This is a genomic window from Pseudomonadota bacterium (assembly GCA_008501635.1).
In the GTDB taxonomy this organism is placed as follows: domain Bacteria; phylum Pseudomonadota; class Gammaproteobacteria; order QQUJ01; family QQUJ01; genus QQUJ01.
The window spans coordinates 505,993-520,241 of sequence record QQUJ01000010.1 but is presented as its reverse complement, the minus strand read 5'-3'; the positions used below and the strand labels follow the sequence as shown (position 1 = coordinate 520,241).

The 14,249-nt window shown below is 59.5% G+C and carries 15 protein-coding genes; all 15 read right to left on the bottom strand.

What is annotated here, in order from left to right; all coding sequences use genetic code 11:
* Positions 1-8: 8 nt before the first annotated feature.
* Entirely contained in the window at positions 9-506 is a 498-nt protein-coding gene (locus DWQ09_04900) for a copper chaperone PCu(A)C (protein ID KAA3629580.1), read from the bottom strand.
* Positions 507-540: 34 nt separating this feature from the next.
* A complete protein-coding gene (locus DWQ09_04895) occupies positions 541-1,191 on the bottom strand; it encodes an SCO family protein (protein KAA3629579.1) in 651 nt (216 codons plus the stop codon).
* Positions 1,191-1,703 (bottom strand): hypothetical protein, encoded by a 513-nt coding sequence (locus tag DWQ09_04890; protein ID KAA3629578.1) that lies wholly within the window; start codon positions 1,701-1,703, stop codon positions 1,191-1,193. Before DWQ09_04890 ends, DWQ09_04895 begins: the two co-directional genes overlap by 1 nt.
* Positions 1,704-1,800: 97 nt before the next feature.
* Entirely contained in the window at positions 1,801-2,628 is an 828-nt protein-coding gene (locus tag DWQ09_04885; protein KAA3629577.1) for an ABC transporter permease, read from the bottom strand.
* A 13-nt stretch (positions 2,629-2,641) separates the two neighbouring features.
* A complete protein-coding gene (locus tag DWQ09_04880; GenBank protein KAA3629576.1) occupies positions 2,642-3,172 on the bottom strand; it encodes a hypothetical protein in 531 nt (176 codons plus the stop codon).
* Positions 3,172-4,068, bottom strand: coding sequence for an ABC transporter ATP-binding protein (locus DWQ09_04875; GenBank protein ID KAA3629575.1), 897 nt, complete (start codon positions 4,066-4,068; stop codon positions 3,172-3,174). Before DWQ09_04875 ends, DWQ09_04880 begins: the two co-directional genes overlap by 1 nt.
* Positions 4,069-4,183: 115 nt before the next feature.
* Entirely contained in the window at positions 4,184-5,170 is a 987-nt protein-coding gene (locus DWQ09_04870) for a NapH/MauN family ferredoxin-type protein (protein KAA3629574.1), read from the bottom strand.
* Positions 5,171-5,184: 14 nt separating this feature from the next.
* A complete protein-coding gene (locus tag DWQ09_04865; GenBank protein ID KAA3629573.1) occupies positions 5,185-6,015 on the bottom strand; it encodes a 4Fe-4S dicluster domain-containing protein in 831 nt (276 codons plus the stop codon).
* 32 nt (positions 6,016-6,047) lie between these two features.
* A complete protein-coding gene (gene nosD, locus DWQ09_04860; protein KAA3629572.1) occupies positions 6,048-7,310 on the bottom strand; it encodes a nitrous oxide reductase family maturation protein NosD in 1,263 nt (420 codons plus the stop codon).
* A gap of 8 nt (positions 7,311-7,318) precedes the next feature.
* Positions 7,319-8,491, bottom strand: coding sequence for a hypothetical protein (locus DWQ09_04855; GenBank protein ID KAA3629571.1), 1,173 nt, complete (start codon positions 8,489-8,491; stop codon positions 7,319-7,321).
* A 125-nt stretch (positions 8,492-8,616) separates the two neighbouring features.
* The gene (locus DWQ09_04850) at positions 8,617-9,348 is read right to left on the bottom strand and encodes a cytochrome C (protein KAA3629570.1); all 732 of its coding nucleotides are present in this window, start codon (positions 9,346-9,348) and stop codon (positions 8,617-8,619) included.
* A 164-nt stretch (positions 9,349-9,512) separates the two neighbouring features.
* Positions 9,513-9,836 (bottom strand): cytochrome c, encoded by a 324-nt coding sequence (locus DWQ09_04845; protein ID KAA3629569.1) that lies wholly within the window; start codon positions 9,834-9,836, stop codon positions 9,513-9,515.
* A 77-nt stretch (positions 9,837-9,913) separates the two neighbouring features.
* Positions 9,914-12,208, bottom strand: coding sequence for a Sec-dependent nitrous-oxide reductase (gene nosZ, locus DWQ09_04840; protein KAA3629568.1), 2,295 nt, complete (start codon positions 12,206-12,208; stop codon positions 9,914-9,916).
* 623 nt (positions 12,209-12,831) lie between these two features.
* Positions 12,832-13,128: a hypothetical protein gene (locus DWQ09_04835; GenBank protein KAA3629567.1), complete on the bottom strand. Its 297-nt coding sequence runs from the start codon at positions 13,126-13,128 to the stop codon at positions 12,832-12,834.
* A 176-nt stretch (positions 13,129-13,304) separates the two neighbouring features.
* The gene (locus DWQ09_04830) at positions 13,305-14,243 is read right to left on the bottom strand and encodes a UPF0104 family protein (GenBank protein ID KAA3629566.1); all 939 of its coding nucleotides are present in this window, start codon (positions 14,241-14,243) and stop codon (positions 13,305-13,307) included.
* Between the last annotated feature and the right edge of the window lie 6 nt (positions 14,244-14,249).

Genomic DNA, 14,249 nt, shown 5'->3' with positions numbered 1-14,249 from the left:
ATTGGGGCTCAGTGCATCTTTTTGCCGTGCCCCATCCCCTCACCCATCTTCATTCCCTCCATCACCTTTTTCACCGGCGCCATCACCATGGTCTCGCTGCCATCCTCAAAGACCAGTGTAAAGCCTACCTCCTGCCCTTCCTTGAGCTCGCTGACGAGGTTGATGAACATCACGTGCAGATCCCCGGGTTTCAGTACCGTCTCGCCACCGGCGGGTATTTCGATCTTTTCGATAGGGCGCATCTTCATCATGCCGCCTTCCATGCGGTGGGTGTGCAGTTCGACATGCTGGCTCGCGCTGCTGCGCCCGGAAACAACTGCGTGCGCCGAAGAGCCGCTGTTCTTCAGCACCATAAAACCGCCCGTATTGGGGGTTCCCGGCGGAACCGCGCGCACATAGGGAGCCTCGACACGAACCTCCTGTGCTGCGTTTCCCGCCCATGCCGCTGCACCAAATTGGCCGACCATCGCGGCACCCAGTACCAATGCATTCCACTTTGTATTCACAGACAACTCCTTTCACGAGGTTTCAGAGAACAGTTCATCGGTCAGTGTTCAGTAGCGTTCGTATCGTCTCGACCATCAGTTCCGGTGCCACGGCGTGGGGCAGCGCAAACAGCAGATTTCCCTGCTGGTCTACCACATGGATATACGAGGAGTGATCCACCAGGTACCCGCCAGCGGTTTTTGCCACACCGATTTGATAGGAAGCGCCGTAACGCCGCGCCACGCCGGCAAGCTGTTCGGCGGTTCCCGTGACGCCCATGATTCGTGGGTGAAAGTAGCCGGTGTATTGCTTCAAGCGCTCCAGCGTGTCGCGGTCAGGATCGACACTGACGAATACCCCTTGCACCTGTGCCAGCTCCTCCTCGCTCATCTGACTGAAACCGGCGGCCATGATGGCGAGATTGGTCGGGCAGGCATCCGGGCAGAAGGTGTAGCCGAAGTAGATCAGCACCACCTTGCCGCGCAGGTCATCCAGAGTCACAGCGCCGTCGGCGGAATCAAGCGTAAAGGGACCACCCATGGCGGCGAGACGCAGATCGAGCGTCCCGGGGGGCAGATCCTGATCGGGCGCTGCGGAGGGCTGAGGCGGCTGTGGCTGCCAGAAGAACGCAGCCCACAGCAAAGCACCCGCCAGCAGTGCAATCAGCGCCATCAAACCGATGTGGAGACCTTTCGCTGCGCTCATCAGCGGTTCCAGGTCACCAGCTGGTAAGGGGCGGCGCGGATGCCTTCGGCGCTACGCACCAGCACTTGAATTGTCCAGTCCATGCGTTCACGGACGCAGATCGGCAAGATCGTGCTGCCGGTAAAACTTCCCGGCGCCTCCTCCACCAGCTCGGGCCGGTTGTAGCCCATGTTCATGCTGACACCCTGGATATCAACAGCGACCGACCATGGTTCGATGCCTTGCGTCTGCACGTGCAGCGCGATCGGTTCCATCATCTCCACCGGACGCGGTGTGATTGTGAACGTGACCGTCGCACCATCACCGAAGGCCAGCGTGCAGGGTCCCTGATGGAGATCGCAGTCGGGATTGTCTTGCGCGGTCTCGATCACCGTGGGATTGAGCACCGGCCATAGCTTGTAACCGACGACGGCCAGCAAACCCAGCACGAGCAGGGCGATAACGACGAGATACGATCGCGAGATTTTGTTCACTTCGAAGACAGCGCTGGATGAATTGACGACCGGAGCCAAGACTACGTGGGGTCAGGATCTCACAATCCGAGGCTTGCAGAGTACCCGTCAAATACCCCACGGGTGCGGCATATGACCCACTTTTCAGCAGACCGGCTCAGGGTAGGTCGGATCGGCGAAAGAGCCAGTAACCGACAGCCGCGCAGAGGGTCCCGACCGCCACCGGGTAGCCCATGGCCCAGACCATGTAACCGGTCTTACCGAAGTGATCGAGGATTACGTAGGCGGTCGGCCCGAGCAGCACCAGCTGCTGATCGAAGAGCATCATCGCGGCCGTGCGAAACACCTGCAGGGGATTCGCCAACGCCAGTGCCACCGCCGTCTCCGCGGGCAGCTGCTCGCGGATCATCACCCCGAGCAGGATGAGATCGAGGAACAGAATCAGGGTCAGCCACACCACGAAGGCCGCCCCCTGCGCCACATCGGCCGAACGTGCCACGGTCGAGATCAGCATCCCCAGTCCGAGAAAACACCAGGCCAATGCCAGCAACAGCCCGGTGTAGAAGAGAAACGGGGTCCAGGGCATCTCCGTTCCCTTGAGCATGCCCCACACCACCGCGCCGAGCATGGCGAGAAACACCGGAAGAAAAACCACGAAAAACCGGCCCAGCAGCTTGCCCCAAAACCAGGCCGCAAGTGGGGTCGGCAGCGATAGCAGATACTCGAACACCCCCGCTTCACGATCCCCCGCCACCGAACGCACTGTCGTAATCAGCACAAATATAGGCAATACCGCCATGCACAGCTGAATATAGGTCAGCAACAGCCGCGACAGCCCGGTAAACCCCATCACCCGCGACTCGGTCAGTCCCAGCAGAAACAGCACCACCACGATACCGCCGAAAACCAGCGAGTAGACGAAGAACCACCGGGCACGCAGCGATTCAACGATATCGGACCAAGCGGTTAGCCAGAGATAGTGCATGGCGAGATGATACTCAGTGGTTGTGGCCGGGGGGGGCGGTGGTGCCGGGTTCGCGCGCGCGTGCATCGGCACGGACATCGGCGCCATGCCTGTTGAACCGCTCCTCGATGGCCAGGACATGGGTCCGTGCATCGGTATAACGCATCGCCCCTTCGAGCGGGGTGTCCTGGGCGCCCAGCCCGTATTCCATGGGGGTCAGCTGACCACCAAGGAAATAGGCCGTGTGCGCATCGATCCAACGTCCGTCGCGGTGGTCGTTAACCCAGACTTCCGTGGATGCAGCCTCTTTCCAGGGCTTGTCCTCCAGCCAGATGACGGCGCAGCCCAGATCGTCAAACCGCATCACCCGCGATCGCCCACCGGGATCGGTGAACCGCACCTGCGCCGCGTGGCGTCGGTCACTCAGCACCATGCGGCAGCGCTCGCAGGCATCGCGATCCCATTTCACCTCGACCGGACCTGCTCCCGGATCACCCCCGCAACCGGCCAGAGGAGCGATGAACGCTGCCAGCAGTGTCGCCTGCAACAGTGCGCGACGCCGCATCAGACCTCCTCGCCACAGGCCAGCGCATCACGATCTGCCACGGTGCCCTGCTCATTCATCTGGATGCCGGCGAGCAGTCCCGCATAGCGCGACAGCACACCGAGAAAACGCAGGCGATCGGGACCGGCCACCTCGCCCTCCCATACCCGCCCCTCGTCGGCCAGACGAAAACCCCAGGGGGTGATCGCCTTGGCGAACGCCGCTTCAGCACGCACCAGGGTGATACGGCACCACAGCCGGCTGGTGAGATCGATTTCATCGGCAACCCGATCATCGAGTACCACCGCGCCCTGATCGAGTTCGATGACGCGATTGACCAGCGAGGCCACCTCGTCGAGCCGATGGCTGGAGATCAGCATTACGACGTGATCCTGCTTCTCCGCCAGCAGTTCAAAGAAGATCGCCCGCGCCTCGGGATCGAGATTGGCAGCGGGTTCATCCATCACCAGCAGGTCGGTTTCGCGGCCCAGGGCGATGGCAATCAGCAGCTTCTGTTTCTGGCCGCCGGAAAGTTTCACAAACGACTGACGCTTCACCTGCCCGGTGTCGAGCCCGAGTCGCTGCGCGACGATGTGAATTGGCTGCTCATCGACTTTGCAGACGCTGGCAGCAAAGCGTATCAGCTGTCCCACCGGCATCTTCAACGGTGGCGGCAGTTGTGGCACGAATCCCACGCGCGACAGCACCTTCTCGCGCTCGCTGCGCGGGTCGAGCCCATCGACCAAGACCTCGCCCTGACAGGTGTATTCGCCCAGCAGGCAGCGGATCAGGGTGGTCTTGCCCGCGCCGTTGGAACCGACCAGCGCAACGCGATCCCCCGCCTTGATCACCAGGTTGACGCTTTTCAGCACCGCATGGCGGCGAAAGGTCTTGGTAATGTTCTGAAAGCGAATCATGATCTTGACCGGCTAGTCCCCGGGGCGTGCATCGCCACCAAAATACCCGCGGCATTGTCGCCGCATTGAGCCCGGGATTCCATCGCGAAGGCGTCCGTCGCGGCAGCTACTGGACTCAGGGCTGCTCGGTGGCAGTCACCCTGGCGCCGCCACCAAACTTGAACTCATACCGTAACGACCCACTGGGGCAGACATCGACGCACAGACCACAGCGCGTACAGTCGGCGCCGATCGGCACCTCCACGTCACGTGCCCGCCCTTTGATCACGGTGTCCAGCACGTGCGGTACCAGGCACACCTTACGGCATTCACCCTCATGCTGGCAGTTGACGAGGTTATAACGGATCCGCAGTGGGGAGGCCGCACCGACGAAACCGTAGGTCATACCGATCGGGCAGACGTAACGGCACCAGGCACGGCGCGAGGCGACAACCTCGAACAGCAAAAGCACGCCGACCCAGATCAATGCCAATCCCGGACCGTAGATAATGGCGCGACTGAGTATGCCGGTCGGCGACACCGACTCGAACACGGTATAACCCGACGCCAGGGTCAGCACCGCAAAGATCACGTAAAAGGCGGTGCGGGTACCGCGGTGAAAATCGATGCCCTTGATGATCTTCTTCTCCACCAGCTTGAGATGCAGCTTTTCCGCCAACTCGGCCACCAGATGGTAGGGACAGACCCAGGAGCAGAAGGTACGGCCACCGAGGAAAAACCAGAGGATGAAGACGGTCACCGTGCCGATCAGCAGATTGATCAGCACCTCCTTGAAGGCGAGCATCACCTGCAGCGCCGAGTTGAGATCGGCCATGTGGAATCCGGCAAAGCGTGAGGCGGTCAACGCTCCCTCGAGCAACTGAATATCCAGCGAGTACGAGAGCACGAAGAGCAGATTCACCGCCAGCAGCGTGGCCCAGCGGATATTGCGCCATTTGTTGGACTTGAGGCGTTGATGCTCCTCGGCCGCGGCCTTGGCATCGAAAACCTGGCCTTTTTTATAGAAATGGATCTCCTGGGCCTGGGGCGCGATCTCCTCATTGTCCGGTTTCCGGGGCTCGCGGCCCAGCAGTTCAGCGAGATGTTGCCCGATGTAGCACATGACAGGTCCCCAGGTCAGCTCTTGAGCACGCTGGCCATGTCGATGACGATGGCGGCGGGTTCGGTCGGACAGACCATTTCGCAGGCCCCGCAACCCACACAACCGTCGTAGACCACTGGCATGAAGCGGGCCATGCCGTCGCCACTGTCAACCGGCTCCAACCCGATGGCCCGTTTGGGCGGGCACTGATTGGGATCGCCCGACGGGGGTTTCCCCGCCTCACACTGATCGGCACGGATCTCGATGGGGCAGTGGACCACGCAAAGGTCGCAGACCTCCCTGTCGAAATCCTGACTGCGCACCGCCACCGGATTCCAGCGATCGACTTCGATGTAGCGAAACTTGCCGGTGAACTCCGGCCCGCGCACCTTGCCCTTGAAGCCTTTGCCGAGGAGCGCCAGGCACTTATCCGGTCGATCAAGGCGTGCGATGCCGATATCCACCTCGTGGGGATACGAGATCTCGTGGGTCAGTGCGCCGGTCGGGCAGGCGAGCACGCACTGCAGTCCATCGCAGGAGAAATCACAAGCCTGGTCGCGAGCGTGAATATAGGGGGCACCAACACCAAAACCCTGATCGAGGTCATCGAGAAAGATCGCCTCCACCGGACAGACCTGCACGCACTGACCGCACTTGATGCAGGCAGCGAGAAACTCCTGCTCCAACAATGCGCCCGGTGGACGCAGGCGTGGTTTCCAGCCGCGGGCCACGGGCATGTAGCCCAGCGCCGCCATCCCCACAACGCCCACCGTCAGCGCGACGGAACGCAGGAAACGCCGCCGCGCCTGTTGGGCGCGCTTCCTGGAGACAGGCAGCATCTCTGTGGGTTTGTCCTTCTTGCTCATACTTCAAGCTCAACGATAAGTGACAACGAGACTCAATTGATGGTGGTCATGCGCGGTGCGGTATCGCGCAGCATCAGACGTGGCGCGCTGAAAGGCGCCAGGCGCTCCAGAAAATCAATCATCTCCAGCATCGGGGCGCCTTTGAAAAACTGCGTGGCCGGCACATCCATCCACATGCGATCGGCATAGGCATAGAGCTCGTAGGGTGTATCGCCTACGCCATTGCGATCACGATCAAAACCCTCGTAGTCCTCCCAGTAATTGCCCTGCCAGATATTACGCGCGGCACTGCCGCCGCTGCCGGCCGCCACCTGTGTGAGATTACCCTTGAAGGTATTGGATTCGAAGACGTTGCCGGGCCAGTCGCTGAGAAAGCGCACACCTACACCGTTGAAACCCACCAGATTATTGCGAAAGATATTGGTGGTATCCGGTTCGTAGGGCGAGACGTCGAGATAGAACCCCGTCCCGCAGTAAAGAACCTGATTACCCTCCAGCAGAAGATTGGAGCTCTCCTTGAATCCGATTCCCACGCCGGTAGGACCCGCCGCATGGGCAATGAAGTTATTCCTGAACACCATGCCGTTGCTGTACATGACGAAGATGCCCACCTGATTGCCGATGAACTTGTTATCGAGCACTTCATTGCGGTTGGAGTACATGAAGTGCAACGAGTAGCGCCCGCCGGAGGATTCGTTGCGGGCTATCACGTTATCCGCGGAATACCAGACCACCATATCGCGTGAACTCTCGATGATGTTGTCGGTGATCTTGTTGTTGAAACTGTACCAGAGGCGTATCGCATCACCACGCAGCCCCACCTCGGTGGGTTTGGAACTGATGCGATTGCGCCGCACGATGTTGTTTTCCGATTGCTGCAGATCGATTCCAAACAAGGTGTTGTCGATAACCGAGTCCTTGATGACGTTAAAACGCCCACGCACCTGTACCCCGGCATCGAGATCGTTATGGGATTCACCCGAATTGGTGAGACGCAAGCCCTTGAGGGTGGCACCGTCGGTGTCAAGGACGATGACCGATCCTTTGCCTCCGGCGTCGATCGTCACCTGCCCGCGCCCATCGATGGTGAGAGGCTTTTGAATATGGACTGGACCTGCGTAAACGCCTGGCTCCGGAACAAGGGGCAGGGCGGGGTCAGCGTTATCCACCAGGATCTGAAACGAGGGTAACGCCGCGAAGGCATTCCCCGCTAAAAGCCAACCTGTGGTGCCAATCACCGCTACCAAGCTCCGGCACACCGCTCGCCTGACTTCCCGCGGGGGCCGCACGACCATGACGCGACTCAGCTTGCCCCTTCAGGCTGCTTGCGACGCAACAGCGCGGCCAACCCTGTTACCAATGAGAGCAGTAACATGACGCCGAATCCGTAGTGCGGATAGGAGTGAGTGGAAAACTGCGCCACCTTGCCCTGGCCGAATACGGTGGGCATGAACGCCTTCACGGTAAAGGCACCCATTTCATTGAGATTATGCCCAAACCACCATAACCATCCGGCGTAGTCGATGAGAAAAAAGACCGGTAACGCCATCGGCACCAGCACCAGCAACCAGCTGAAAGGACGCCACATCCAGGTACCCACCACCAGCGCCACCATCGCTGTGATCAGGCTCCAGAACACCACCGAGGAGACCGCCTTCAAGGTGGCGACCATTGGCGCGATCTCTTCGGGGTTGTTGAAGTAACGGCCCAGGGTCTTCTCGTAATGCCAGACCACCAGTTGCGATCCGCTGCCATCCCAGGTGACATCGCGCCCGCGGCGTTCCTGGTCTTTCTCGAAGGTGATTCTCAGATGCTCGATGTAGGCCTGTTTGCCACGGGCCTGGGGGCTCTGGCTCGGCGCCTCGCCCTCCACCCCGCTCGCCCTCAGTGATTCACGCAACCGCTCGATGACCGCCTCCGATGAAGAGAGTTGGTCAGGGCCGCTGTCCGAATCTCCTGCGTCCTGATCGAGCGCGGTGACCATGGCCTTCAGATAACCTTCGCTCTGGTACTTCAAGCCATCTTCGGTGTGAAAGGTAAGAAACATCCAACCCGCGATCACAACCGAGCCGACCGCCAACGTCGCCACCCGCATCGTACGCTTGCGCACCGCAAAACCGATCACCATCACCCCGAGCAACGAAACCAGATAGGGTGAAAACGCACGCTCGATCGGCGCGCCCGCCGCAATCGGGTACATCCCCACGTAATGGTTGATGGTGTCCATCTCATGGACACAATCCAGCGCGACATCCTCCTGGATCTGACGCCCCTCCTGCTTCTTGCAGCCGTTAAAGACACCGTTCATGTGAAAGTGGATGCGTATGCCATCCGGGAACGCCTCCGCTGGGTAGTTGGGTGCCTTCAGCGAAACCCACCACACCGGCGAGAAGTAGATGACCATGAGCAGCAGCACCGCGACCCCGCACAAGGCGGCGATGAGAATGTTCTTGCTACTGTTGTTGGCTCTGTTCATGGGTAGTGATGCCTTGCCCGACGATTATGGTCGACCCAGAAATCGGTCGGAATTGCCATGCGGTGCAGGGTACTGCGGGGCGCCGCTCCGCCCCGCAGTACCAGCGCTATGTGTAACGTGAAGCTCTAGTCGAAATCAGGATTTCTCCAGTTGGCCGACGGCGCCAGATCTTCCTTGGGCACCTGGATCCAGGAAACATAGTTGATCACCTGCTTCATGTCGTCATCGCTGAACTCACTGATCTGCTTCACCATGTCCGGATTGGCATTGCGGCGTTTGCCGTCACGGATCCACTCGAACTGGCGCACCATGTACTTGTAGTGCTGACCCTCGATGCGCGGATAGAACTTGTCCGGTATGCCTTCACCCCTGTCACCGTGGCAACGGGTGCAGTTGTCCTTGTAGAGCTGCTCGCCCTTGGCATGCTCGGGCGTACCCGGCTTCCACGGACCTTTACCGTTTTCCGGGTTCATCTTCAGTTTCTGGATGTACTCGGTCACGTCGGCCAGCGCCTGCGCATCGCCGATGGATTCGGGCAGCGCGAAAGGATACATGGTCGGGTTGTCGCGATTACCGGCGCGGATATCGGCCATCTGCTTGATCAGCACGCCGCGGTGCTGGCCCGCCAGCTGTGGGAAAGTGCCGTCTTCGGTACCCCAGCCTTCGGGCAGGTGGCACGCGGAACAGACCTCGTAGACATCGAGTCCGTTTTCGATATCAGCTTGCAGGTGCAGCGCTTCGTCCTGTTCGCCACCACCCTCGTTCCAAGCCGCCCAACTCGCACCCGACAAAGCCAGCCCGCCGGCGACCAGCACGGTCATGACCCAATCACGTTTCAACATCTCAGCAACCTCCATCAAATCAAAAAAGGCCCTCTCCGGCCCACCAAAGTCCCCACTATCAATGGCTGTTATATTAGTACTTAATAATATACGAATCAATGTGCCCTATAATGACAAAGGCGGGGTGACCGAACCTTGATTCCCATCAAGGCTCAGCCACCCCGCCTTTTTCAGCTAGATCACTTCACGCCGGCCAACCATTTGGCAATCTCGGCAATCTCGGCATCGTTGACCAGGTGCATGACACCTTTCATGGCCGCGGACTGACCGTTGGCACGCGCACCGCTCTTGATATCCTTCATCTGCGCGACAAGATACTGCTCGTTCTGGCCCGAAATTTTGGGATAGATAGGCAGAATCGGCGCCTTGCCGTCAGCGCCATGGCAGGCGATACAGGTCTTGGACTTATACAACGCGGCGCCATCGGCCATCGCGCTGCCGCTGGCCATCAAAGCGCCCGCGATCATGCCTGCGGCCACGGCCTTGATAGTGAAATTTCGCATGTCAACTCCTCTCTTGTAGATAGAAAAGGGGGGGCCGAAAGCGCTCCCCCCCTGGTTACGAGCGTTACACCAACAGTTTACTTCACTTTCTTGGCGCCATTCTGTTCTAGATGGGTCTTGGCACGCAAACCGAGATCTGCGGTCTTGACCTGATACTGCCACCATTGGTTGGCCCAGAGCATAGCATTCTGCCAATCCTGCTGGGCAGCAGCGGCCTCGGATTTCTTCTTGGCCTCCTCGGCAAAGCCGAGCTGATCGGTGGCATCTTCCACCAAGGCGACGGCCGTCGGGAAGTCCTGATAGTTGTGGCTGGTGATGAAGCCGACCACCTGGTCGATGACCGCCTGGGTCTCGATATTGGTCTTCACCTGCTTGTCGTAGTCAACTTGGGTGTAGGACGTACCTTCCTGCATCATCACCTTCTCGGCCTTGTAGCCCTTGGGGGCGACCAGCAGGTAGCCCTGCATCTCCAGGTGGAGTGCCGAGCAGAACTCGGTGCAGTAGTAGGGGAATACGCCGGGCTTGTCCGCGATGAAGCGCGCGGTGGCCGTCTTGCCAGGCTCGAGCGAGAGCTGGACATTCTGGCCGCGCAATGCAAAGCCGTGCGTCTCGTCCTGTGCACGCTCGAGGTTGGTCAGGTGAATGATGATCTCGTCACCCTCTCGCGCCTCGATGATCTCCGGCGTGATATGCGAACGAATGACGGTACCGAACACCTCGACCTTGCCCGGCGTGGTCTCGGTCTTCTCACGACCGGCACGGGTACGGTAGGGCGAGCGCGCATCGGTACGGCTGTTCCAGCCAGACTTGTAACGCACGACGGGCTTCAGCTTGTCAGCCTTGATGGCCACAGCGTAGTGAGGTTCGCCCAGCGGCAGCGGCATATCGTAGAGCAGCTGCATCTTGTCGCCGCTGATGTCGATCAGCTGGTGGTTCTGCGGATGCAGCGGGCCCACCGGGGCGAAGCGGTCGATGGCCAGCTTATTCAGTGCCACCAGATATTTGCCGTCCGGTGAGACAGAATCGCCTTCCATGGTCATCAAGTGGCCGATATTGTAATGAATGGGCAGTTGATCCAGCACCTTGCCTTCGCAGTAATCCCACTTGGTGACCATGGAGTCGACGTAGATCGAGGTGTAGACCACGCACTTTTTGGAGTCGTACTGGGTATGCAGCGGGCCCAGACCGACAGCGACCTGCGTGTGCAGTGCATCCTTCATCGCAATGATCGGAATCCCGTAGGGATCCTTACCCTCGAACTTGCCGGCCTTGGCGGCGGCCATGATCTTCTCGAAGCTGTAGACCCAGGCATGGCTATCGAGCTTGCCCGAGACGATGATATGCGTGCCATCGGGGTTGACGTCGACGCCGTGCGGGCTCTTCGGCTCGGGCACCAGGTAGAGCATGCCCTCCTTCACCGCCACGTCGATCGGGATCACATCGTGACCGTTGATCTTCTTGGCCTTGCCGGCGGCAACCACCTCGACACCCTTCTTCCAGTTGATCACGTGCAGGAAGTCGGTGTCCTTGGAGGAGCAGCCCGCCTCGAACGGCGGACGACCGCGCTCGATACCACCCACGTAGCGCTCGGAACAGAAGGAGTTGGTGAACGACCATCCGTCGGATGGCCCTTTGCCGGCATCGGAGAGATCCTGGCTGTAGGGGGGCAACTCGACCGAGAATGAATTCTCGGGCTCGATACGGCCCTTCTCGTTGTTGAACTTCCAATACGTCACCGCGCCGCGGTACTTCTCATTGAACTGCTCCAGCGGTACGAACTCCTCGGCCAGCGGGCCGGCGTACTGGCTGGCTTCAATGACGTATTCGGTATTGGGGGTAACGAACGCGCCACCATGCTCGGACTTCATGATCGGATTGACGACGATCTGCTTGGTCTCGAAGTCGTGAAGATCGATCACGGCCAGGCGCGGATTGGCCTTGTCGTTGATGAACAGCCAGCGGCCATTGTAGTCACCATTGGTCTCGGAGAGCGCAGGGTGGTGGGTATCACCAAAGGCAATGTCCTTACCGAGCATTCTGCCCTGCGCCAGTACCGCCTTGGACTCCTCATCAAAGCCATAACCCTGCCACGGTTCGGGCGTAAAGACGCCGATATACTTCAAAATACGCATCGAGGGAATACCGTAGACGATCACCTGACCGCTCTGGCCGCCCGAGCTGAATACGATGTAGTCATCATGCTTGCCAGTCGGCGTATAGGTCTTCGCAGCGGCCAGCAGGTCCTTTTGAGTCAGCCCGCGCTCTTTCATGACCTGATCGAGCGTAGACTGCCCCCAGGCAGTCGATGCGACAGCCAGCCCCATACCGAGGCCGGCCAGCAGCGATGCCGTCCGTTTCAATTGCAGTTTCATTGTTGTTCCCCCTCTCGCGAAAAGCGGGTCGGTTACCGGAAAGGATAAGTCAGGGTAAAGGTGCCAATACACGTCACAACCCGCCTTGATTCAAATCAAGCTGGCTGTGTGATTTGCCACACCACAGCGTTTTATATAACACAACTCATTGGCAAGCTCGTTACCCCAACAGGGATAAGTTGCCTGGCGCAGAAGTAACCGAACGAATCAATCGGCTATAAGGACGGCTGGAATGCGGCGCGAAACCGACTCGTCACCGCAGGTCATCTTGCAGCACTTCGATGAACACACAATCGAGCACATCAAACACATCGCGGCCGACCTTTTCCATCACCTCCAGCGCAGCACGCAGCGCCATATAATCGGGATCCCGGTTTTGCGCCAACTTCGACGTTTTCCTGGTGCCGGTATGCACCGCGGCGTGGGGGCCTCCAACGCAGAGTGGCTGCGCGCGCTGGAGAGGAATTGCCGGCCCCCGCCTACGTGGTACCACTGTCCGAGACGGCAGTTATGATGATCCACGAAATCGAAAACCGGGGTGCGCTTGTTGACTGAAAGACAAGTGTCGACTTTCCGCATGACATGATCGATTTTTGCCAGACTCACAAACACCCGATCAGCCATCACCGACAACTGCTGATTGAAAGCACGCGTGGTTTTTTGAGGTAGGTTCTAAATTTTTCGGTAGCCGAGCCGGCTGTATTGAGAGCAGCTTTGGCAACACCCACCGATTCGGTGAGATTCGCCTGACTATCCGCGATTCCTCCTTTGACGTTCTCATTCTGAAAAGTCATCAGGTCATTCGGTTGCTGTTCTCGCCCGCCGGCCAAGGTCACCCTTTCAAGTTCTTCGCGCAAGGCCCGCACCTGATCTTCCAGCGCTTCGTTTTCCTCCTTGAGCAGATGATTCCGATCCCGCAACCGGGCGGTTTCGGTCTCCAGCGCGCGGTTGCCAAAAACCCATTACTGCTCCTCCGATGGATCACACTGGACCTGTCCGGCATTCATCACACGGAGTTTTTTTATCACAGCCTGCCTGGGATAACGGCACAGGCAACGTTTCCCCGAGCACGCTGCGACTGCCCCAAACAACACTGTCAATACCGCGGCGGACGTAACAGAGCCCCCAGCCCGATCACCACCGCAAACCAGAGCGTCGCCAGTCTGATGATCAACGTCGCGGTGGCCGCCTCCGCTGGCGTCGCACCATTCAGAACCAGCAGCAACGCCATGGTGACCTCGGCACTGCCTAGCCCTCCCGGCAGAAAACTCAATGCCCCCACCAGCATGGAGAAAGCGTAGATGAAGAAAGCGATCGGCAGGGGAACCGGTAAACCCATCTGCTGGAGTAGATAATGAAACGCCAGCGCTTCGGCACCCCAGGCGACCGCACCCAACAAGAGAGCGCTCGTCATAGGCCCTAATGCAAGGAGCCGGCTGGAATGACGCAGTGTGTGGAGGAAATGTTGGAGCAGCGTCACCACTCGCCCCGGTTCCCGCCTCGCGACGCGCTGTTCGAACCGGTCCAGCCACGGCTCCTGCTGCAGCACCCAGAGCACGGCCGGCAACACCAGCAACGCAACGATGACCAGAGGTTGCGCCGGAGGGTAGAACCAAAGCCCCGGAAGACAGAGCAGAACAACGGTAATCAGATCAGCGAACCGCTCGGCAAACAAAGCACCGACACTGACTGTATAGGGAACACCGCGTGGCTTGAGGAACACACCGCGCAGCGCCTCCCCTGCTTTGCCCGGTGTCGTTGTCAGTGCAAAACCGGTGAGATAGGCGTGCAGGCTGAAACCCCAGGGTACTGCGTGCTGCAAGCGCTGCAGATACCCGTGCCAGCGTTGAAAACGCAGCGCGTAATTGACCAGCGAGAGGCCGAGCAATACTGCAACATCGGGAAGGTCGATGCGCTTCAACGCCTCTGCGACATCGCCCCAACCGCCCCACAGGGTGAAGAGCCCGTACCCCCCGATACTGAGGAAAATGGAGATCGTGAGCGTCCGCCGTTGCCAGCCACTGATCAGCGGCATTCTAGG